The organism is Tissierella sp. QWL-11 (assembly GCF_058683765.1).
Genome location: NZ_CM178750.1, coordinates 1,370,997 through 1,392,150 on the forward strand (window position 1 = coordinate 1,370,997; position 21,154 = coordinate 1,392,150).

Annotated in this window: 21 protein-coding genes and 1 other RNA gene; 13 read left to right on the forward strand and 9 right to left on the reverse strand. The window is 27.0% G+C overall.

Annotated features, from left to right (window positions below; all coding sequences use genetic code 11):
• Positions 1 to 3 precede the first annotated feature (3 nt).
• Genes AC4PG3_RS06515 through AC4PG3_RS06525 form a run of 3 tightly spaced genes read left to right on the forward strand, consistent with a single transcriptional unit; the run spans position 4 to position 3,241 of the window.
• Positions 4 to 1,404, forward strand: coding sequence for a sensor histidine kinase (locus AC4PG3_RS06515; protein WP_492195871.1), 1,401 nt, complete (start codon positions 4 to 6; stop codon positions 1,402 to 1,404).
• The gene (locus AC4PG3_RS06520) at positions 1,401 to 2,897 is read left to right on the forward strand and encodes a hypothetical protein (protein WP_492195872.1); all 1,497 of its coding nucleotides are present in this window, start codon (positions 1,401 to 1,403) and stop codon (positions 2,895 to 2,897) included. Before AC4PG3_RS06515 ends, AC4PG3_RS06520 begins: the two co-directional genes overlap by 4 nt.
• 23 nt (positions 2,898 to 2,920) lie before the next feature.
• Complete coding sequence (locus tag AC4PG3_RS06525; RefSeq protein ID WP_492195873.1) at positions 2,921 to 3,241, forward strand: hypothetical protein; 321 nt, start codon at positions 2,921 to 2,923, stop codon at positions 3,239 to 3,241.
• Positions 3,242 to 3,295: 54 nt separating this feature from the next.
• Here AC4PG3_RS06525 and AC4PG3_RS06530 read toward each other — a convergent pair whose 3' ends face one another.
• Genes AC4PG3_RS06530 through AC4PG3_RS06545 form a run of 4 tightly spaced genes read right to left on the reverse strand, consistent with a single transcriptional unit; the run spans position 3,296 to position 5,204 of the window.
• Positions 3,296 to 3,865, reverse strand: a complete 570-nt coding sequence (locus AC4PG3_RS06530) for a glycerol-3-phosphate responsive antiterminator (protein ID WP_492195874.1) — start codon at positions 3,863 to 3,865, stop codon at positions 3,296 to 3,298.
• 24 nt (positions 3,866 to 3,889) lie between these two features.
• On the reverse strand, positions 3,890 to 4,135 hold the full coding sequence (locus AC4PG3_RS06535) for a GIY-YIG nuclease family protein (protein WP_492195875.1): 246 nt from the start codon (positions 4,133 to 4,135) through the stop codon (positions 3,890 to 3,892).
• A 10-nt stretch (positions 4,136 to 4,145) separates the two neighbouring features.
• The gene (locus AC4PG3_RS06540; RefSeq protein WP_492195876.1) at positions 4,146 to 4,763 is read right to left on the reverse strand and encodes a RecX family transcriptional regulator; all 618 of its coding nucleotides are present in this window, start codon (positions 4,761 to 4,763) and stop codon (positions 4,146 to 4,148) included.
• Between the two features lie 21 nt (positions 4,764 to 4,784).
• Entirely contained in the window at positions 4,785 to 5,204 is a 420-nt protein-coding gene (locus AC4PG3_RS06545) for a PspC domain-containing protein (protein ID WP_492195877.1), read from the reverse strand.
• A 131-nt stretch (positions 5,205 to 5,335) separates the two neighbouring features.
• On the opposite strand from AC4PG3_RS06545, the gene AC4PG3_RS06550 reads away from it, so the two are divergent.
• The 4 genes from AC4PG3_RS06550 to pepF are packed head-to-tail and all read left to right on the forward strand — an operon-like array spanning position 5,336 to position 10,210.
• Positions 5,336 to 5,767, forward strand: a complete 432-nt coding sequence (locus tag AC4PG3_RS06550; RefSeq protein WP_492195878.1) for an FHA domain-containing protein — start codon at positions 5,336 to 5,338, stop codon at positions 5,765 to 5,767.
• A gap of 8 nt (positions 5,768 to 5,775) precedes the next feature.
• Complete coding sequence (locus AC4PG3_RS06555) at positions 5,776 to 7,014, forward strand: FtsW/RodA/SpoVE family cell cycle protein (protein WP_492195879.1); 1,239 nt, start codon at positions 5,776 to 5,778, stop codon at positions 7,012 to 7,014.
• Positions 7,007 to 8,407, forward strand: coding sequence for a peptidoglycan D,D-transpeptidase FtsI family protein (locus AC4PG3_RS06560; RefSeq protein ID WP_492195880.1), 1,401 nt, complete (start codon positions 7,007 to 7,009; stop codon positions 8,405 to 8,407). Before AC4PG3_RS06555 ends, AC4PG3_RS06560 begins: the two co-directional genes overlap by 8 nt.
• 12 nt (positions 8,408 to 8,419) lie before the next feature.
• Positions 8,420 to 10,210, forward strand: coding sequence for an oligoendopeptidase F (gene pepF / locus AC4PG3_RS06565; protein ID WP_492195881.1), 1,791 nt, complete (start codon positions 8,420 to 8,422; stop codon positions 10,208 to 10,210).
• Positions 10,211 to 10,244: 34 nt separating this feature from the next.
• Here pepF and AC4PG3_RS06570 read toward each other — a convergent pair whose 3' ends face one another.
• Together AC4PG3_RS06570 and AC4PG3_RS06575 are read right to left on the reverse strand one after the other, a co-directional pair.
• The gene (locus AC4PG3_RS06570; protein ID WP_492195882.1) at positions 10,245 to 11,057 is read right to left on the reverse strand and encodes an NAD(+)/NADH kinase; all 813 of its coding nucleotides are present in this window, start codon (positions 11,055 to 11,057) and stop codon (positions 10,245 to 10,247) included.
• A gap of 76 nt (positions 11,058 to 11,133) precedes the next feature.
• Complete coding sequence (locus AC4PG3_RS06575) at positions 11,134 to 11,745, reverse strand: hypothetical protein (RefSeq protein ID WP_492195883.1); 612 nt, start codon at positions 11,743 to 11,745, stop codon at positions 11,134 to 11,136.
• A 127-nt stretch (positions 11,746 to 11,872) separates the two neighbouring features.
• Between AC4PG3_RS06575 and AC4PG3_RS06580 the strand changes: the two genes are divergently transcribed.
• The 3 genes from AC4PG3_RS06580 to ssrS all read left to right on the forward strand — a co-directional run bounded on the left by AC4PG3_RS06580 (position 11,873) and on the right by ssrS (position 14,254).
• Entirely contained in the window at positions 11,873 to 12,154 is a 282-nt protein-coding gene (locus AC4PG3_RS06580; protein WP_492195884.1) for a hypothetical protein, read from the forward strand.
• A 117-nt stretch (positions 12,155 to 12,271) separates the two neighbouring features.
• Complete coding sequence (locus tag AC4PG3_RS06585; RefSeq protein ID WP_492195885.1) at positions 12,272 to 14,008, forward strand: ATP-dependent metallopeptidase FtsH/Yme1/Tma family protein; 1,737 nt, start codon at positions 12,272 to 12,274, stop codon at positions 14,006 to 14,008.
• A 72-nt stretch (positions 14,009 to 14,080) separates the two neighbouring features.
• A non-coding RNA gene (gene ssrS, locus AC4PG3_RS06590) (6S RNA) lies at positions 14,081 to 14,254 on the forward strand.
• Positions 14,255 to 14,307: 53 nt separating this feature from the next.
• On the opposite strand, the gene AC4PG3_RS06595 is transcribed toward ssrS, so the two are convergent.
• From AC4PG3_RS06595 to AC4PG3_RS06605, 3 genes are read right to left on the reverse strand one after another with little or no spacing between them, the layout of a single operon-like run.
• Positions 14,308 to 15,105 (reverse strand): histidinol-phosphatase HisJ family protein, encoded by a 798-nt coding sequence (locus AC4PG3_RS06595; RefSeq protein ID WP_492195886.1) that lies wholly within the window; start codon positions 15,103 to 15,105, stop codon positions 14,308 to 14,310.
• A gap of 25 nt (positions 15,106 to 15,130) precedes the next feature.
• Positions 15,131 to 17,140, reverse strand: coding sequence for an ABC transporter ATP-binding protein (locus AC4PG3_RS06600; RefSeq protein WP_492195887.1), 2,010 nt, complete (start codon positions 17,138 to 17,140; stop codon positions 15,131 to 15,133).
• Between the two features lie 2 nt (positions 17,141 to 17,142).
• Positions 17,143 to 18,906 carry an ABC transporter ATP-binding protein gene (locus tag AC4PG3_RS06605; protein WP_492195888.1) on the reverse strand — a complete coding sequence of 588 codons (1,764 nt, stop codon included), beginning with the start codon at positions 18,904 to 18,906 and terminating at the stop codon, positions 17,143 to 17,145.
• A 237-nt stretch (positions 18,907 to 19,143) separates the two neighbouring features.
• Here AC4PG3_RS06605 and AC4PG3_RS06610 point away from each other — a divergent pair, with 237 nt between their 5' ends.
• From AC4PG3_RS06610 to AC4PG3_RS06620, 3 genes are all read left to right on the forward strand, one after another.
• Positions 19,144 to 19,596, forward strand: a complete 453-nt coding sequence (locus tag AC4PG3_RS06610; protein ID WP_492195889.1) for a YtxH domain-containing protein — start codon at positions 19,144 to 19,146, stop codon at positions 19,594 to 19,596.
• 48 nt (positions 19,597 to 19,644) lie between these two features.
• Entirely contained in the window at positions 19,645 to 20,115 is a 471-nt protein-coding gene (locus AC4PG3_RS06615; RefSeq protein WP_492195890.1) for a hypothetical protein, read from the forward strand.
• A gap of 143 nt (positions 20,116 to 20,258) precedes the next feature.
• Complete coding sequence (locus AC4PG3_RS06620; RefSeq protein WP_492195891.1) at positions 20,259 to 21,143, forward strand: diacylglycerol/lipid kinase family protein; 885 nt, start codon at positions 20,259 to 20,261, stop codon at positions 21,141 to 21,143.
• Positions 21,144 to 21,154 lie beyond the last annotated feature (11 nt).

The following is a 21,154-nucleotide window of genomic DNA, read 5'->3' on the forward strand; positions in this document are numbered from 1 at the left end:
AGTATGAAGAAAAGCATAAAAACTCGTTTAGTAAAAAACTTTATGCTAGTTATTATTATTTCTGTAGTAATACTGGAAATAGTTCTTACTAATAGTATTAAAAATTATTATTATAAAAATGTAGAAAATATCCTCTCAAGTCAAGTGGAGTATTCTACAGATTTTTATTCTAGATATTTTACATCTTTTGATCTTCAAGATATTGTAATAGATGATATAGATTTATTCTTAAGCTATACTGATGCTCAAGTACAGGTATTGTCTTTAGATGGAGAGCTTTTAATGGATTCTTTAGGTGTAAATTATGATGAACCTATAAATACTGTAGATGTATTGAAAGCTAAAAACTTGGAAAAAGGAGTATGGATAGGGAACGTAGACTATACTCCTAACAGTGTAATGGCTGTATCTATGCCTCTTATGAATAATCAAAAACCCATAGGAATCATAAGATTTATCTCATCTTTGGAGGATACTAATGGGGTAATTAGAAATATAAGTTTTCTTTTAATGGGAATTGGAATAATAGTTATAGTAATATCAGGAGTACTAAGTATATTTTTGGCTAATTCCATTGTAAAACCTCTTTTAGAAGTTACCAAAGTGGCTGAAAAGATGGCAGACGGACAATTGAAAGTGAGGAGTAATGTAAAGGTAGAAGATGAAATAGGGAGACTATCAAATACATTAAATTATATGGCAGAGGAACTATTAAAAAAAGAACAAATTAAAAACGACTTTATATCCTCTATATCACATGAATTAAGGACTCCACTAACCTCAATAAAAGGCTGGGCAATAACTATAAAGCCAGTAGAAAAAGAGGATAATGAATTGTTAATTGATGGTCTTGAAATCATAGAAAAAGAAAGTGATAGATTAGCCGAGATGGTTGAAAATTTACTTGATTTTTCTCGTTTTATCTCTGGAAGGATAGGATTAGAAAAAGATGTATTTAATATAAGGGAAACTTTAAATATGATGTACAAGCAATATATGCCTAAAGCCAAAGAAAATCATATTGAATTTAAATTAAATATATCACAAGATGTGGATTTTTTGCTAGGAGATGAAAACAGAATAAAACAAATTCTTATAAATTTATTAGATAATGCCTTAAGATTTACTGAGGAAAACGGAGAAGTGACATTGTCTTCATATATAGAAGATGAACACATTGCTTTGGAAGTGAAAGATACTGGTATAGGAATCCCAGAAGAGGATTTGCCAAATATAATAGAAAAATTTTATAAAGGTAAGAATAGTAAGTCAAATAGTGGCATAGGTTTGTCTATTTGTAAAGAAATTATAGAACTGCATGAAGGTGAATTAATTATAGAATCAAAGGAAAATGTGGGAACTTTAGTAAAGGTACTGCTTCCTATAAAGGAGGAAGATAGATGAAGTATTTAAAATTGCTTTTTATTTTTGTATTGACATTTTTTCTTATGTCCTGTGGTATAGATAGTGGGAATATAAAGGAAAAAATAGAGGCACCTGATAACGCTAAACCTCCCATAGAAGGGAAATGGATTATAAAGGATTATATAGTAGATGATTCACAAAAAGATTTAAATTTAGAAAAGATAGAAAGATTTATAGACATGGAAGGATTATTTCATAAAGATGCCTTTGTCCTTGGAGACAATTTCTCTCTAGACCCTTCTTTTAAGTTGAAAAAAGTAAAAGCTTACGACTATCTTTTATATAAATATAAAAAAGATCCAAAAAGTTTAGGGATAGAGGACACGCAGATAAAAATAATTACAGTTTCAAATCAAAATCAGATAATATATGAATTCATAAAATTAGATGAAGATAATATACTTTTATATATGGAAGATGTATTTTTTAAATTGGAGAAAACTGTAGACAAAGTTAGTATAGAAGAAATAAATAGATATATTAATGTGGAAGAGACTATGACAAGAAATATAAATGCAATAGATTCTAAAAAGACTGATTCAGGAGTGTTATTAGGGATCAAGATTCCTAATTATGATCAAGATAAGGATGTTCCAGATTGGGAATATAAGACTATTTGGATTAATAGACAAAAAGAAGATATTATAAAATCTTATGAATTAGATGGATTGTTAGTTCCAAGGAAAAATGGTTTTTATACTGTAAATATGATAAGAGAAAGTAATGGAGAGGATATAAGAGATAAAATCTCATTAACCCCATACTTAGAAAAAGGAGAAAAAGTTCAAGATAAAGAAGAGTATAGTTCAAGTAGACAAATATCAAACAGAAGAAATTCTTCTATAATTAAAAATATTTTATTTGTAGGTAATGACTATATATCAATTGAAAATATTGAATTAAAAAATAATAATAAAAAACTTTTAGAAATTCATGTATTAGATAATCTAGAAGATAGTAAGCCAATAAAATTATCAGATATTTTAGGAGAAGAAGGACGAAATATTTTTATAAAAGAGGCTGAAAACTTATTTCCTTTAGATGTAGAGTCTAAAATTGATGAAAGAAATGTAAGCTTAGTAAGAAAAAATGGGTATTGGATTATAAATGGAAGAGTTAATTATATTCAAAATGAAGAGGAATTCTACAAAGATTTTAATGTAAAGGCTATCCCTCCTAAGGAAGTAGTAAGTTTTGATGAATTAGCTATACCTTGGAATAAATTAAAATTAAAGATTCCAGGAATTGTAGATGTATTTTCTTCTCCAAATGAAGACTTTATGATTATAGTAAAAGAAGATAAATTAGTAATTTATGAAATAGAAGATAAAACTCTTAAATTAGAAAACCCATTAAAAGAAATACCCCTAGAAAGCAATTCTAGTGTTGTAATGGCAGAGTGGGCCTTGGGAAAGTATACTGACATATGGGAAGATATGGTTATAAAAAACAAAGGTAGACTTATAGAGTGAAAATAATATATAGGGGGAATTTTATGGAAGATTTACTAGTACACTTTCAATATTCCAAGATTTTACTTTATATTGCTTTAGGAACTATGATTTTAACTTATACAATTCATTTTTTCTTTGGAGAGTCTAAGTATCTAAAGTATTTGCCAGGAAGTTTACTTTTTATTATAGGGATTTTAGTATTAATAACTATTGAGTATGGAACTAAAAAACTTGTTAGAATTGATAATATATTTATGGGAATAGTAGCGTTAGGAAGTGGATTAGTAGGATTGTGCTTTGCTTTAATACTTGGAGTATATAATAAGGAAAAGAAGATTAAAGAAATAGAAAAAAGCAAATAGATATGGGGAAAGACAAATATAAGGCTAAAATACTTAAGTATTTTAGCCTTATATTTAAATTTTTATATTCCAAGTTGTTGGATTGCTAGAAGATATTGCAATGGCACCTGCATCTAAGCAGCTTAATACATCTTCCTTAGTTTTAATTAGCCCACTTGAGATTAGTGGTATCTTAGTTGTATTAACTATGTCTTTTATCACACTTGGAACTATACCTGGAAGTATTTCAAGTGCATGGGGTCGGTCTTCTTTTATAGATCTAAAACAATCATTTAAAGAATATGTATCTAATATATGTATTCTATGAATTGTAAAAACACCCATGGATTTACTTAATTTAATTAGATTTGGTTTTGAACTGATGATTCCATCTAGTTTTATATTTCTAACAATATATTCTAGCCCCCAAGTATCCTTTGAAAAGCCATCTATATTATCTACATATATAAATAAACCTTTTTGCTTAGAATTTACTTTGTTTGAAATCTCTTTTAAATTAAATATATTGCCTGATAATAAAAATATATTCTGACAAGAAGAGTTTAAAGCCATATTTACCTTATCTAAGTCTTTTATAGAAGCGATAATAGGATTTATCAAATTCTTATTGAAAAAAGTGCTCATAAAATCACTCCGAATATCTTTATTTTATTTAGTACTTTGAATCAAATTTAATTTTTCAATACGTGATAATTTTTTTATATGTATTTCTCTTTTCATTGCTTCGCTTTTGCTCTTTAAAACCTCTTTATATACAAGTTTGACAGGTAATCGACCACGGGTATATTTGGCCCCTAAGCCTTTATTATGAACCTTAATTCTTTTATCTATGTCCACAGTATAACCAGTATATAATGTATCATCATTACATTTCAATATATATACATAAAACAATCAAACCATCCTATTCTACTAATTCTCTAAGTACTTTATAAACTATATCATAAGAATATCCTTTTCTTTGCAAAAAGCCTCCTAATTTTCTATAAATAGCATCTTTATTATCATTTTTATATTTATGAATTTTTTTTAGTCCTAATTCTAAAGCCATTTCATATTCTCTATCTTTATCAGTAGTGAGAACTTCATCTATAATATTTTGTGAGACTCCCTTTTTATATAATTCATATCTTATTTTTTTAGGACCATATTTATTTAAATTAGTTTTGTCCCTTATAAAACTTAAAGCAAATTCTTTATCATCTAAGTAACCATGATCTTTACAATAAGTTACGGCTTTTAATATGAGATTATGAGGGTATTCTTTTTGCTTAAGATTTTTATAGAGCTCTTTTTCGGAACGAGCTCTATAGCTTAAAAAATTTAATGCACTATTTAATACTTTTTGTTCTTCTTCTTTCATAAGAATTTCATTTATAAATTCATCGGATATTTCCATATCTACAGAAAGGCCAAATTTAAAGCTTACTTCTTCAGAAATTCCAAAGGAAAACTTATCATCTATATATATGCTTACCCTGTCCTTTTTTCGTTTTTGAGGTTTTATACCAGTTATCTTCATTAAATCACCCTATACCTAAGATTATTTATCTTTTTTTTGATTAAATATTATATATATTCCCAATACTATTAATGATACTGGCCATAATTTCAATGCTTTTCTAAAAATATCATTAATATAAGGAATAATTCTTATATCCCAAACAGGGAAAAACATTTTAAGAAGTAAAAAACTACCCAATACTACTAATCCTATTCCTATAAATAATGAAGTATTATCCTTAGAATCTTTAGGATTGTTTTCTTCATATATAATTCCATCATCTGTAGGAATTATAATACTTGCAATTATATATATAATAAAAAAAGTTGGAAAAGCTCTAAAAGCAAGTACTACATATATAAGTCTTAAAATTATTGGATCAATATCTAAAAAACTTCCTAAACCTCCAAATACACCAGATATTACTTTATCTGAATTAGATTTATATAACTTTTTCACTATTATACCTCCTTGAGCATATATCTTTACTATAACAGATTTTTAAAGATAATAAAATAGATTAAATGAAATATTAACAATTCATAGGCTTTATGATATCATTAGAGAATAGAAACTTTTGGAGGAATTTTATGTTTGAAATTATTTCATTATTATTTAAATATATCTTTATAATAATTATCTATATGTTTATCTTTAGCATAATTAGACTTATATATTTAGATATTAAAAATATGGATTTTAAAAATTTAGAAGCAGATGCTTATCTTAAATTAATAAATAGAAAAGACTCATTACCTTTTAAAATAGATGAGTATTATCCTATAGAAGGTATATTGACACTTGGGAGAAAAAAAGATAATGATATAGTTATAAATGATCTTTTTGTATCTAAAGAACATTTTAAAATTGTAGAAGATGAGGAAGAATATTATTTGGAAGATTTAAATAGTAAAAATGGCACACAACTAAATGGAGAAATAATCCAAGACACGGCCAGGCTAAATAGTGGAGATATAATAAAGACTGGCAATGTAGAATTTTTATTTGTAAATAGAGAGTAGGAAAATATATGCTTAAAAATGAAATTAGTAGTAAAATACCTAGGAGGCTATTGTTTTTATATGAAATATTGGCATTAGGCCTCTTGTTTTTTTATCAAATAGATAGTTTAAATAAAGATATATTTATTACAGGAATAGTATTTATATTAATTATATATATATCAAACTATATATTGTTGAGGGTATCAAGTGGAGATAATTATATATTTTTAATAGTAACTATGTTGCTTTCAATAGGTATAATCATGATATATAGAATAGATCCAGCTATGGGTGTAAAACAATTGATTTGGATATCTCTAGGTATAGTAGTATTTTATTTTTCTTATTTTATATTTAAATATATTAGAATTTGGGATAAAAATTTATATATATATTTAGCTTTCTCTTATGTATTGTTTTTAATGACCTTAATTTTAGGAGAAAGAAGATATGGAGCCATAAATTGGATTAGGATTGGAGGGGTAAGTATCCAACCAGCTGAAATTATAAAAATTCTATTTATATTAATAATAAGTATATATTATTCAAATTATAATAAATATAAACAGAACAAATTCTCATCCTATTATCTTTTAGGAATTTTATATTCTTTTATAGGATTTTTATTTTTACAAAGGGATCTAGGGATGGCACTTATATTTTATGGAATATTTATAGCTTTACAATTTATATATGAAGAAGATAGAAAGTTGATTTTATATAATTTAGGATTATTTTTAGTGGGAAGTGTGGTTTCCTATTTTTTATTTAATCATGTGAAAATAAGAATAGCTACTTGGATAGATCCATGGAAATATATGGATACCACAGGGTATCAAATTACCCAATCTTTATTTGCCATAGCAGAGGGTGGTTTTTTTGGAAAGGGCATAGGTCTAGGTTATCCAAATTTTATTCCCTTGGCTTACAATGACTTTATATTTTCTGCTATTTGTGAGGAGATGGGGATCTTTACTGGTATAGGAATTATTATGTTGTTTTTGATCTTAATATATAGAGGTTTTAAAATTTCTATAAGTCAAAATAATAAATTTTTAAAGATCATGGCCTTAGGTATTAGTATACTTTTTGGTATTCAATCTATAATTATATTAGGTGGAGTTATGAAATTACTCCCACTTACAGGTATAACTTTACCATTTGTGTCATATGGAGGTAGTTCTCTAATATCTAATTTTATAGCCCTTGGAATATTACAAGTTGCATCGGAAGATTTAGATTGGAAGGTAGAAATTGATGAATAGAGAAAATAAACGAATAATTATGGTTTTAACAAGTTTTTGCCTTGTATTTATAATTTTAATTGGATATTTAAGTTATTTTCAAGTTTTTAAGTCAGATACTATAAAGGCAAATTCATATAATAAAAGATTATGGATAAATGAAGAAAATACATTGAGGGGATCTATAATAGATAGAAATGGAAAAGTATTAGTCTATAGTGATAAAGAATCAAATAAAAGATTTTATAAATATGGGAGTCTATATAGCCATATAATTGGATATAGTTATAGAGAATATGGCAAAACAGGATTAGAGTTATCCTTCAATAATGCTTTGTTGGACATAGATGAGAATACAGCTATAAATGAGATAAAAAATTTAGTAGTTAAAAATAGTGTTGGAAATGATATAAAGCTTACTGTAGACCATGGCTTACAAGAGAAATCTAGAAATTTATTAAAAGGAAAAAAAGGCTCCATAATAACTATGAATCCTAAAACAGGTGAGATTTATTCTATGGTTAGTTTGCCTGACTTTGATACCTCTAATTTAAAAGAGAATTGGAAAAACATTGTAGAATCACCTGATAGTCCCCTGTTTAATAGAGCTACTCAAGGACTATATCCTCCAGGGTCTATATTTAAGATAATAAGTTCAGCAGCTATCTTACAAGATTCAGAGATTAATAGAGATTATACTTGTACAGGACAAACAAAGATAGATGGATATATATTTAGTGATTACAATCAAAAGGCACATGGTAATATAAATTTAAAACAGGCACTGGCAAAATCTTGTAATACATATTTTGCTGAAAAGGCTACTGAAGTTGGTAAAGATAATTTAGGGAGAGTATCTGAAGATTTTTTAATAAATAAATCAATAGATTTTAGTCTACCTGTTAAGAAATCTGTATTCCAATATAAAAATAATTTAGGAAAAACTCAAATAGCTGCTTCTGCTATTGGACAGGGAGAAGTACTTGTAACTCCTTTAAATATGTTACTCTCTGTTTCATCTATAGCAAATTATGGGCAGATGGTAAAACCTATATTAGTGAATCAAATAATAAATAAAAATGGAAAAGTAGTTAAAGAGATAGAAACAGAAATCTTATCTAATTCTGTAAATAATATTATAGCTAATGAGATAAAAGAGATGATGGTAGAGGTTGTAAAAACTGGAACTGGTAAAAAGGCTAGTATCAAGAATGTAAAAGTAGCAGGAAAGACAGGAACAGCTCAAAATGCTTCAGAAAAAGATCATGGATGGTTTGTAGGATTTGCCCCTGCAGATGATCCTAAAATAGCAGTTGTAGTAATGCTAGAAGAGGAAGGTTCCACTGGAGGCAGCACTGCAGCACCTATTGCAAGAGAGATTATAATTCATGCTTTAAACAATATTAAATTTTAGGAGGAAATAAGATTGGACATATTAGATAGAAAGGATATAAAATTAGAAGATACTTGGGATTTAGAATCTTTATTTAAAAATAAAGATGAATGGGAAGAGGAGTATCAAGAAGTAACTAAATTAGCTGATGAATTTAAATATCATAAGGATAAATTCACCTTAAATAGTGAAAATTTATTAAAAGCCTTAAAAGATAGAGATGAATTATTTAGAAAAACGGAAAACTTATATGCATATTCACATATGAAATTTGATGAAGATACTCAAAATGTTAATTCTCAAGAATTATCAGATAAGGGTCTAAAACTATATGTAGATATATCAGAAAAAACTTCATTTTTAGTTCCACAGATACTAAATTTAAATAAAGAACAGTTAGAAAAATTTATGAAAGAGAAAGAAGAGTTAAAATTATATAAAAAATTCCTTGAGGATATATTGAGACAAAAATCTCATATTTTATCACCACGGGAAGAGTCAATTTTAGCTCAGATGGGAGAAGTTGGAGGCTCTCCTAGTAAAATATTTTCAATGTTAAATGATGCAGATATGAAATTTCCAATTGTAAGAGATGAAGATGGAAATGATATAGAACTAAGTCATAGTAATTTTATCCCAATGATGGAATCTAAGAATAGAGAAGTAAGTAGAAATGTCTTTGAGACTTTCTATGGAGTTTATGAAAACTTTAAGAATACATTTGCTGCAACTTTAGATGGAGAAATAAAGAATAATATATTTCACACCAAAATAAGAAACTATAATTCATCTAGGGAGGCATCCTTAGATGGTAATAATATTCCAGAAGCTGTATATGATAATTTACTTGAAGCTGTAAGGGGAAAATTAAATACTATGCATAAATATATGGAGCTTAGAAAAAGAGTGTTAAACTTGGAAGAACTTCATATGTATGATATTTATACTCCTCTTGTGGAAGAAGTAGAGTTTAAACCAAGTTATAAAGAGAGTATTCAAAAGATAAAAAAAGCCTTAGAACCCCTTGAGGATGAATATTTAAAAGTTTTAGATGAAGGTTTAAATTCCAGATGGATAGACATACATCCAAATAGAGGGAAAAGATCTGGAGCATATTCAAGTGGGTCCTATGATAGTAAACCATATATTTTACTAAACTATCAGGAAACACTAGATAATATGTTTACAATTGCTCATGAAATGGGACATTCTTTACACAGTTACTTTACTAGAAAAAATCAACCATATATATATGGTAATTATAGCATATTTGTAGCAGAGGTAGCTTCTACTGTAAATGAAGCTATACTTATGGATTATATGATTAAAAATAGTAAGGATAAAAAAGAAAAAGCATATATGTTAAATCATTATGTAGAAAAGTTTAGAACTACTATGTTCAGACAGACCATGTTTGCAGAATTTGAAAATATAATAAATAAACATTTAGAAAGTGGAGGAGCATTGACTGCAGATTATCTAAAGAACACTTATAAAAATTTAAATAGGTCTTATTATGGTAATGACATAGTAATAGATGAAGAAATTGCAATGGAATGGGCTAGAATCCCACACTTTTACTATAATTTCTATGTATTTCAATATGCAACTGGATTTGCGGCAGCCATTTCTCTATCTAAAAAGATACTAAATAGAGAGCCTGGAGCAGTAGCTAAATATATAGACTTCTTAAAAAGTGGTAGCTCAGATTATCCTATTGAAGTATTAAAAAGAGCAGGTGTAGATATGAATACTAAAGAACCTGTAGAAGATGCGCTTAAATTGTTTGAAGAATTAATTGATGAACTAGATAAAACTATATAAGACTATAAAAAAATGCCCTTCTAAGGGCATTTTTTTATAGAAATTTATCTTTTAGATTATTCCAATACATATCTTTATTAAAGTTTAATTTATATATTTTTTTATTTGAAATAAGAAATTCTATGTAAGAAATATTATTATACTTAAATTCCATACCGTCATTTACAACTAGAGTAGAGTTTCTATAATTACTACTAGGTTTTATATTGATGGTTAAATCTCCTGGGACAACTAAACTATTTGGTAAAGATCTATAACTTTTAGAGATAATAGGAGATAAGGGAGTGACTTGCATAGCATTTAATGTAGGGTAGATTATGCTTCCACCACTAGAATAATTATATGCTGTACTCCCAGCTGGAGTAGATATAATAAGTCCATCTCCGCTAAAACTTTCTAAATGATTTCCATTAATGAAAAGGTTTAAATGAAGTACTTTAGATTTATCTCCCTTTATTACAATTTCATTTACACTTTTTAGATAGTAAGATTTATCTTTTGTATGTACCCTTGTTTCTAATAAAAAAATTTCTTCTACAATATAATTTTTATTTATATAATCTACTATAAATTTATCTATTTCAGAAGGTTTAATTTCTTGGAAAAATCCTAAATGTCCAGTGTTTATCCCTATAAATGGTATCTTGGGGAAATTATTTTTGTGGATAGCTCTTAAAAAAGATCCATCACCTCCAACACATATATTTAATTCTGCATTATTGGAATATTTTTCTGACACTAAAAAACCTCTCTGGATTAGTAATTCTCTTAATTTTAGACTTGTCTTTTTTGATTCAAAATTTCTGTTTGATATTATATTAATCTTTCTATTTTCTTTGACTTTCATTGAATACCTCCTGAAGCATAGTTGTATCTATATTATATAATAAATACAACTATTTGTAAGGGGGATAGGAAATTATTTAATCTGTATTAGCAGCTTGGCTTTTATCCTCTTTTTTAGGGGAGTTTAATAAATTGATTATCTGAATCATTTTTTTCATTTCTTTAGTATCTTTTCCATCTTTTTCATCACCCATTAAAGCTTGTGTTATCTCTATTAATTTAGTATTATCTTTTGCTTCACCATTGTCATTATTTAGTTTCATAAACACATTTAGTAAATTTTTATATTTATCTAAATTCATTAAAATATTCATAGCTGTACTCATATTAGTAAAGTCTGTATTTAAAGATTCTTCTTTTAAAATAGCCATTATTTTATTTAATCTATCCTTATTATCTTTTATAGGAACACTAGCATTTTCGATACTTTCAGCATCATCAAATATATTTTTTATTTCAATTATCTTTACCATGCTTAGTGCATATAAAATAGATTGATTTGTAGGTTTAAGATATTTGTTAGGTAGTAATGGAGCTATTTTTTTTACTATATCTATTTTCTTTTGAGTGTAAATAGGGTCAATTTGTATAGTTGTAATATAATCCTTAAGAATATGTAGTTCTTTGCTTTCTTTATCTTTACTATTAAACAAAGTTAAAGCTAGTATTAATATCATTTCAATATTCATAATCTACCTCCTAGTTTTAATCATATTTATATTATATGCTTATAAATCCTATTGTTTACTTTTATAAGTACTATAATAAAAATTTTTATCATAGATTAGTAAAAAGGCTTAGGAGGATTGATAATATATGAATAAAGAAGATATTTTCAAAAATATGAAAGATGAATATTTAGATGAGGAAAAGATGGATAAAATAAAAGATATGACAAAAAAATATGAGGATAAATCTGAAAAGGATATATTTGTTGAAATCATTAGATTGAATGATGAAATGAAGGAAGATATGACTAAAGATGAATATAATTCGATGTTTGACAAATTAGAGAGCATAAGACCTCTATTGTCAGAGGATCAAATTGAAAAGCTTGATAAGGTTTTAGAAATGTTAAATGAAGAAGAGAAAAGCTAGGGGAATCCCTGGCTTTTTTAGGTTTTATCTTCTTGCAATTACAAAACAAGGAAATAGACATCAAATTTTTACAATGATATAATTAAGTATAAACATATAGATAGAAAGGGGATTTATTTGAAAAATAGACACAAATACTTAGCTATATCTTTGCTTTTAATTATTTCAATTATTAGTGGAGTTTTTTATATTAATAAAAATACGAAGACAGAGTATATATCTTTCACAGTATTTTTAGAACAAATGGAAGACGGAAACATAAAAACTGTGAAATTAGGAAACTCTTCTAAAATTGGAGTAATATTAAATGATAATACTAAACTTATAACGGACAATCCTAGGACTTTAGATTTTAAAAAGGAGCTATTGTTAAATAACATAGAAGTAATAGAAGAAGATATGGGGGCAAAAGATATCGCTATATTTTTAATTTTGACAGTAGGACTTTTTCTCTTTATCATCTATTTAAAGAAGAATAGATCTAAAGAAGCAGAAAAGGAAATAAATAGTTTATCTAAAATAGATAGTAGTACTTCAAATACAAGTATAAAATTTAAAGATGTGGCTGGAAATGAAGAAGCAAAAGAATCTTTAAAAGAGATGGTAGATTTTATAAATGATCCTGATATATATAGTAGCTATGGCGCAAGATTACCCAGGGGAGTATTATTATATGGTCCCCCAGGAACTGGTAAGACTTTGCTTGCAAAAGCTTTAGCAGGGGAAGCAGGAGTACCTATATTAGCTGTATCTGGATCTGATTTTGTACAAGTATACGCTGGACTTGGAGCAAGTAGAATAAGAGATCTATTTAAAACTGCTAAAAGCTATGGAAAGTCAGTTATATTTATTGATGAGATAGATTCATTAGGTAAAAAGCGTAAGGGAAGAAATACTTCAGGAAGTGAAGAAGGAGATAGAACCTTAAATGCACTTTTAGCGGAAATGTCTGGTTTTAAAGAAAATCAAGGGGTAATAGTAATAGCCGCAACAAATAGGATAGATGTTTTAGATGAAGCCCTATTAAGACCTGGAAGATTTGACAGGCAAATTGAGGTTACATTACCTGATGTAGATGCAAGAGAAAGTATTTTAAAATTACACAGTAAAAATAAGCCAATCTCAAAAGATATAGATTTTAAAAGATTAGCAAGTGAAACCATTTATTTTAGTGGTGCTAAGCTTGAAAATCTTTTAAATGAATCTGCAATGTTTGCAGTAAAAGATAAATCCTTAAAAATAACAAAGGAACATATAGAGAAGGCATATTTTAAGACTTTAGTTGGAGATGAAAAGAAAAGTAGAGCTAGCTTAAATAAAAAAGATATACAAATCACTGCATTTCATGAAGCTGGACATGCCTTAGTAGCAAAGAAAGTATCAGATAAAAATAGGGTTACAAAAGTAAGTATAATTCCTAGTACGAAAGGTATAGGAGGATTTAGTCTTAATATTCCACCGGAAAAAATGTATCAAAGCAAATCAGATATCTTATCTAATATAAAGATTGCTCTGGGAGGAAGAGCAGCTGAGGATATAATTTATGGAAAGGAAAATATTACAAATGGTGCTAGTTCAGATTTAGAAAAAGCTACAGATATGATTTTAACAATGATAGGTGTTTATGGAATGGATGAATATACAGGATTATTAAACTTAAATGTACTGAGATCTAAAAATTTAAATCAAGATAATAGTTTAATTTCAAGGTCTAGAAAACTACTAGAAGAACTCTATGAGGAAACTATGAATATTTTAAAGTCTAATAAAGATCAATTGGAAAAACTTGCAGGAGAACTTATAAACAAAGAAGTTCTTTCAGAAGATGAAATCAACCAGATTTTGAACATGTAAAAATTTTCAGAAATCAGCACATATAACTTGAAAATTTATGATTTATATTATATAATGTTATCAAAGATAAAAAATGTTCTACGGTGTTCGTGGTTTTAGATAATTCAACCGACATATATAATACGGGATTCTACGTTTGGTATAGGCTAGCATGCCTTTTAGAGGAAGTTAAAATATATCAACAGGAAACCCACCTGCATAATAGCGGGTATGAATTAGATAAAAATGCGGCATTGTGGAAGTTAAAAACACCTTCTAGATTAATCTAGAAGGTGTTTTTATAATCTAATAAAAGCTTTTTATAAATTTATAGGAATTTTTTTTCTCTCTTTAAAAATATAAAACTTTTTAAATCCTAAATTTTTTAGATTATCCTGTACAAGATTGAAATCACTACCTATAAATTCAGGACTATGTGCATCAGAGCCTATAGTTATTATTTCACCACCTAATTCTTTATATAACTTTAAAATAGAAGGCTTGGGGTGGAGATAATCAAGACCATATCTAATGCCACCTGTATTTATTTCTATACCTTTCTTTTTCTCAATAACTACTTTTAAAATATTTTTTATCATAGGTAAAAATCTATCATATTTAGGAATATCTGAGTAGTTTTCAAAATATCTATCTATAAAATCTATATGTCCTAAAACATCATAATTATTAAATGATTTAACGCAATCATACATTACATTATAGTATTCCTCTAGTGCCTTTATAGGATCTGTATAGCTTAAAAACTCATGTATAAACTCAGATTTGTCTCCAAGTGAGTGAATAGACATAATTACAAAATCAAAGTCCGCATTTTTAATAATTTCATCATATCTTTTAAATAGATGGGTCTGCATACCTATTTCTACACCAGTATATACTTGAAGATTGTCACTATATCTATATTTTAAAGACTTTACACTTTTTAAATAGTCAGATATTCTGAATTTAAAATCTAAATTGTTTTTTGTAACAGATAAGTCTATATGGTCTGTAAAACAGATACCTTTTAAATTTTTATCTATAGCCGAAGTACAAATTGAATCCATAGAGGATTTAGAATCCATAGAAAAATCACTGTGAATATGAAAATCATACATTTTTAAATACACTCCTAAGTTTAAATTAGTTTTTGTTTTGATATTGAAGTTTGTACAATTTATAATAGGTTCCTTCTTTATTTAATAATTCTTGATGATTTCCCATTTCCTTTATTTCTCCATTGCTTAACACTATGATATTATCTGCATATTGTATAGTTGAAAGTCTATGGGCAATAGCAATAGAAGTTCGACCCCTGATTAATTTCTTTAAAGCATCTTGGATTAGAATTTCAGTTTCAGTGTCAATATTTGAAGTAGCTTCATCTAGAATCAATATCTTTGGATTATATGCTAAAGTTCTAGCAAATGCAAGTAATTGTTTTTCTCCAGCTGATAGAGTAGAGCCTCTTTCCGTTACAGCTTCATTATACTTATCTGGAAATTTATTTATAAAATTATCTGCATTAACATATTTTGAAACTTTTTTTATCTCTTCCATATTTATATCTTTTTGATTCAATCTAATATTATCCTTAATATCCCCTGTAAAAATGAATACATCCTGCAATACAACTCCAATAGCTTTTCTTAATTCATATTTATCAATATCTTTTATATTTATATCATCGATTAAAATTTCACCATATTGTATATCATAAAATCTAGTTAATAAATTTATTATAGAAGACTTACCAGCACCTGTCGCCCCTACAATAGCAACTGTTTCACCAGGGTTTATTTTGAAATTAATATTTTTTAAAACCCAGTTTTCGCCTTCATATGCAAACCAAACATTTTTAAACTCTATTTTGCCTTTAAAGTCTATAATTTTTTCACCAGGATTATAATTTATTATATGTTCATGTGTATCTAAGACTGAAAATATTCTCTCACTTGCAGCCATTGAAGATTGGAGGATATTATATTTTTCTGCTAAATCTAGAATAGGGACAAAGAACTTTCTCAGATAATTTATAAAAAGATATAATGTTCCAAATTCAATTGAATTTGATATCACTTTTCCTCCTCCAAAATATATAAGTAAAGCTATTCCTAGGGATCTTATTATCTCAATTGAAGGACGAAAAATTGCAAATGCCAGTACTTCTTTTTTTCTTGTTTCCAGATAATCTCTATTTATATCATCAAATTCCTCAGATACCTTTTTTTCCTTATTAAATATTTGAACTATCTTAACACCAGATATATTTTCATTTAAACTTGAATTTATTTTAGCTAATTGGACTCGACCTAATCTATATATCACTCTAATATACTTTCTAAAAATTATAGTTATTAGAAAAATTACAGGTGTTAAAGATAAGGATATGAAAGCTAAGGTATAATCTAATCGTATCATTATAATAATTATACCTAAAATCATGAATATGTCTTTAAACAAATTGATTAGTACAGATGTATACATTTCATTTAAGGTTTCTGTATCGTTGGTTACTCTTGTGACTAATCGACCTACAGGATTTTTATCAAAATATCCAATAGATAAGCTCTTTATATGATTAAATACTTCTTTTCTTATATTAAAAATTATGTTTTGACCTGTATAATTTAAGATATATACTTGTATATAATTAAACATAAAAGTAAAAGATATTACTATAAAGAATAGGATGGAAATTTTCTTTAAACCTTCTATATCAGAACTTCTAAACTCTCTATATTTTTCTATACTTAAACTTTTACCATTTTCTATATTTTCAGCTTCAAAATCCACTAGATAATACTTATCATTATCATTTAGAATCTTCATTTTTTCTTTGGCTTCTAAATGATTTATTTGGCCATTGTCTAAAGATTTTTCATTAATATATTTGTATTCTCCAATGATTATTCCGTCTATAGGATAATCCAGCTCTACTTTATAGATAGCTTTTTGATCCATATTTATATAGTCATCAATAGCTATTTTTAAAAGATAGGGATTTAATAATTCTAAAACAGTTAAAGCTATTAATAATAGTAAAGAAAACAACAAGAATTTCCAGTAGGGAAGTGCATATTTCAAAAGTCTTTTCATAAGTTTAAAATCATATGATTTTTGGTCTTTTTCTTTATATGTTTTTTCGTCCATGCCTATTGCCTCCTTTCATTCTTGCCTATTTTATCTTCTAATAGTTGTTTTTCGTATAAATCCTTATAAAATCCATTTAACAATATCAATTCTTCATGTGTGCCTCGTTCAACAACTTTGCCCTCATCTAAGTATAAAATTTCATCTGCAGATTTTATAGTAGATACTCTATGACTAATGATTATAGTAGTTTTATCCTTAGTAAAGTCCTTTAAATTTTGCAGTATTTTTTCTTCTGTTTGAGTGTCAACTGCTGAAAAACTATCGTCTAATATAAGAATAGAAGGGTTTTTTATAATAGCCCTTGCAATAGATACCCTTTGCTTTTGCCCGCCGGAAAGAGTAACCCCTCGTTCTCCTAAAAGAGTATCAAATTTATCAGGGAAATCTATTATATTATCATAAACTTGTGCAAATTTTGCAGCCTTGTATATTCTCTCATCTGAGATTTGATTCTCAAATCCAAATCCAATATTGTATTTGATGGTTTTAGAGAACAAAAAATTATCTTGAGGAATATAACCTATACTTTCTCTTAAGACTTTTAAATTATAAGATTTAATGTTTTTTTCATCTAATAGTATTTCACCATTATCTATATCGTATAATCTTAACAATGTATTTACTAGAGTAGTCTTACCACTACCGGTTTTTCCTACAATAGCAAGAGTATTGCCAGGCTTTAAAGTAAAGTTAATATTAGATAGGGCATTATATTTTGTATTTTGATATCTAAAATTTACATTTTTAAATTCCACTTTACCAGATAAGGTCTTATTCTCCATTGCATTGGAAGGATTTTGTATTTCGGGTTTTTCATCAAATATTAAGTTTAATCTGTCCATAGAGGCCATACCTCTTTGTAATACATTTATTACTATACCTATTCCTCGTGTAGGAAATGAAAGCAATCCTAAATAAGAGTTAAAAGCTACAAAATCTCCAAGAGAGATATATCCAAGTATGACTTGTCTTCCTCCATAAAATATTGTAATCAAAATACTAATAGAAGCTATAAATTGTAATAAAGGAGTAAAAACTCCGGACATTTTAACTAAGCTTAAGTTTTTTTCTAGATTTTCTTTACTTACTTTCAGAAATTTTTTAGAGATAAGATCATCCTGTACAAAAGATTTAATAACCCTTATTCCTGAAAAACTTTCTTGAGTTATATTTGTTAAGTTTGAAAATGATTCTTGAACCATACGAGACCTTTTATAGATCCTCTTACCAAAATTCCTAGTAAGATAGATTATAATGGGTAAATTAAAAACAGCGAGTATTGTAAGTTTTAAGCTAGTAGTTCTAATCATCATAAATAAAGATAGAATCATTATAAATATAGAGTCTATCATAATTATAATTCCGAAACTTAAAGACATTCTTACAGCATTTATATCATTAGTTGCATGACTCATTAAATCTCCAGTCTTATGATTGTTAAAATAATTTGGAGATAGAGTTAATAGATGATTAAATAATTTTTTTCTCAATTCATACTCTAATACTCTTGAAGTAGAGATTATATTAATTCTCCAAAAGAATCTACCTATTCCTATTAATAATCCAGTTATAATTATATAGAGTGAGTATTTAACAATTAGAGCATTATCTAAAACATTATTGCTAAAATCATCTGTAAGATTTCCGATTATTCTAGGTACTAATAATTGAATTATATCTACAAAGAGTAAAGAAAAAAGTCCTATTATATATTTAAATTTATGTTTTATAAAAAAATCTTTTAATCTATAAAATGAACCCATAAAGTAAAAAACCACCTTTCTATATTACTTATACCATATTAACATTAATTTAAAATTATTTCGATATAAAAGTATGGTAAACTATATATGTATAAAAAAACAAAATAATGTAAATATAATTAAGAAAGGCAAAAGAGATTTATTATACAAATTAGCTCTTTATTGATTGTATTGATAAAATTGGGGTATTATCAGTTATATAATAATTTAAGTTAAACTATAAAAGGAGAGATGGAAATGTTAATAAAGGAAATGATTCAAAGTAAAAAGAAGGAACTTGAAAGAAAGAAAAAAGTTGATACTGCTAAAAAAGTTGTCACTGGAACAGTTATTGGAACAGCTATAGGAGCTGCAACTGGATTACTATTTGCTCCAAAATCTGGTAAAGAAACTAGAGAAGAAATAGCGGAAAAATCTAAAGAAGTTGCTGGAAATGTAAAAGCTACAGTAAATGAAAAAATGGATGAAGTAGAAAAGATTAAAAACAAGGTAACAAGCGAAGTAAAACAAGGTGTTGAAGATTTAAAAACTAAAAAAAACGCAATAAAAGATAATGTAAAATATGCAAAAGAAGATATGGAAGATATTAAAAAAGATGTACAGCAAGACTTAAAGGACGGAATGGAAAGTATAGAAGAAATTGCAAAACAAACCTCTGAAGAAATAAAAAAAGATATTAAAAACAACTAATACTAAAATTTATAAAAAACAAAAGAAAAATAGAAAGAGGGGGAGAGGATGACCGCCAATTTAACTGTACAAGATTTATTTACACTCATATTGTTTTTATTGGGAATAGGTGTTGGTGTATTTTTAATAATGATATTGATGAAAGTAAGTAAAATACTTAGTAATATAAATCAGACCTTAGAAGATAATCAAGCTCAAATAGATACAACTATAAAACAGATACCAGGAATTGCTACAAATGTAAATAACATAACTAGAGAAACAAATGATATGTTAAGAGACATTAAACCAGAGATAACTGAAGTAATTCACAGTGTAAACTCTATAACTGAAAAAGTTGAATCGTCAACAAATGATGTAAAGAATACTGTACAAAAAGTTACAACTAGTGTAGATGAAGTAACTGAAGGTATTGTTGATACTGTAATGAATATAAAATATAATGCTATGAACATTACTGATTATGTAGATTACATTAAGGATATAGTTGATATTATAAGAAAAAAAATGAAAAAATGATTTTGGAACCCTTATTTTAGGGTTCTTTTTGTAAACTATAGTTTTTTTGTTTTTAATTTATAATATTTATTGATTAAGAGTGAAATACTGTTATACTATATATTAAGATAAAATAATATTTGTTTATGAGAGGTTAAATTAAAATGGAGAAAGTAAAGATAATTTTAAACCCATCTTCAGGTAAGCAATTAACGGAGAGAAAAGTAGATTATTTAACGAAATTGCTTTTAGATGATGGCTATACTGTAGCAAAATTCATGACTAAAAAGAAAGATGATGCTATGAAAGAGACTATCAAAACTTGTAATGAAGATTGGGATATAATAATTGCATGTGGTGGAGATGGTACAGTAAATGAGGTGGCTAAAGGAATTGCTAAAAGTCAAAGAAAGGTTCCTGTAGCAATACTATCTACTGGAACAGTAAATGACTTTGCCAACTATCTAAATATACCAAATAATATCAATGACTTTTTTGAAATGATAAAGAGGAGAAAGATTATTGACATTGATATTGGGAAAACTAGTAACGATTATTTTGTTAATGTTGCTGCTGGAGGTATTCTAACAAATGTAGGATATCAAGTACAGCCAGAGGCAAAAGCTTTATTAGGTAGAATGGCTTATTATTTTGAGGGCTTGATAGAATTAGTAAGACAAGGATTAGCACCTATAAATGTAAGGTTTGAAAGTGAAGAATATACTTCAGATGAAAAGATATTATTATTTTTAATATCAAACAGCTCGTCTATAGGAGGATTTAGAAAACTTGCTCCAGATGCAGATGTATTAGATGGATTATTAGATGTACTTATAATTAAAAATTCCGATGTTCCAGAACTTGCAAATATATTTTTTAATGTATTAAGAGGAGGACATATAAATCATCCAAATGTAATTTATTTCAAGACAAAGAGTATTACAATTAAATCAGATAAAGACATAGCTATAGATATAGATGGGGAGTATGGGGGAGAGTTGCCTGCTAATTTTCAAGTCTGCTCTAAAGCCATGAAAATATTTATTTAAGAATATAGAAA

Coding starts and splice junctions, on each gene's coding strand:
- AC4PG3_RS06575 (WP_492195883.1), bottom strand. CDS start 11,745: ATGAATATTGAAATGATATTAATACTAGCTTTAACTTTGTTTAATAGT.
- AC4PG3_RS06580 (WP_492195884.1), top strand. CDS start 11,873: ATGAATAAAGAAGATATTTTCAAAAATATGAAAGATGAATATTTAGAT.
- AC4PG3_RS06620 (WP_492195891.1), top strand. CDS start 20,259: ATGGAGAAAGTAAAGATAATTTTAAACCCATCTTCAGGTAAGCAATTA.
- AC4PG3_RS06615 (WP_492195890.1), top strand. CDS start 19,645: ATGACCGCCAATTTAACTGTACAAGATTTATTTACACTCATATTGTTT.
- AC4PG3_RS06595 (WP_492195886.1), bottom strand. CDS start 15,105: ATGTATGATTTTCATATTCACAGTGATTTTTCTATGGATTCTAAATCC.
- AC4PG3_RS06540 (WP_492195876.1), bottom strand. CDS start 4,763: ATGAAGATAACTGGTATAAAACCTCAAAAACGAAAAAAGGACAGGGTA.
- AC4PG3_RS06610 (WP_492195889.1), top strand. CDS start 19,144: ATGTTAATAAAGGAAATGATTCAAAGTAAAAAGAAGGAACTTGAAAGA.
- AC4PG3_RS06525 (WP_492195873.1), top strand. CDS start 2,921: ATGGAAGATTTACTAGTACACTTTCAATATTCCAAGATTTTACTTTAT.
- AC4PG3_RS06560 (WP_492195880.1), top strand. CDS start 7,007: ATGAATAGAGAAAATAAACGAATAATTATGGTTTTAACAAGTTTTTGC.
- AC4PG3_RS06530 (WP_492195874.1), bottom strand. CDS start 3,865: ATGAGCACTTTTTTCAATAAGAATTTGATAAATCCTATTATCGCTTCT.
- AC4PG3_RS06550 (WP_492195878.1), top strand. CDS start 5,336: ATGTTTGAAATTATTTCATTATTATTTAAATATATCTTTATAATAATT.
- AC4PG3_RS06570 (WP_492195882.1), bottom strand. CDS start 11,057: ATGAAAGTCAAAGAAAATAGAAAGATTAATATAATATCAAACAGAAAT.
- AC4PG3_RS06600 (WP_492195887.1), bottom strand. CDS start 17,140: ATGGACGAAAAAACATATAAAGAAAAAGACCAAAAATCATATGATTTT.
- AC4PG3_RS06605 (WP_492195888.1), bottom strand. CDS start 18,906: ATGGGTTCATTTTATAGATTAAAAGATTTTTTTATAAAACATAAATTT.
- AC4PG3_RS06520 (WP_492195872.1), top strand. CDS start 1,401: ATGAAGTATTTAAAATTGCTTTTTATTTTTGTATTGACATTTTTTCTT.
- AC4PG3_RS06515 (WP_492195871.1), top strand. CDS start 4: ATGAAGAAAAGCATAAAAACTCGTTTAGTAAAAAACTTTATGCTAGTT.
- AC4PG3_RS06555 (WP_492195879.1), top strand. CDS start 5,776: ATGCTTAAAAATGAAATTAGTAGTAAAATACCTAGGAGGCTATTGTTT.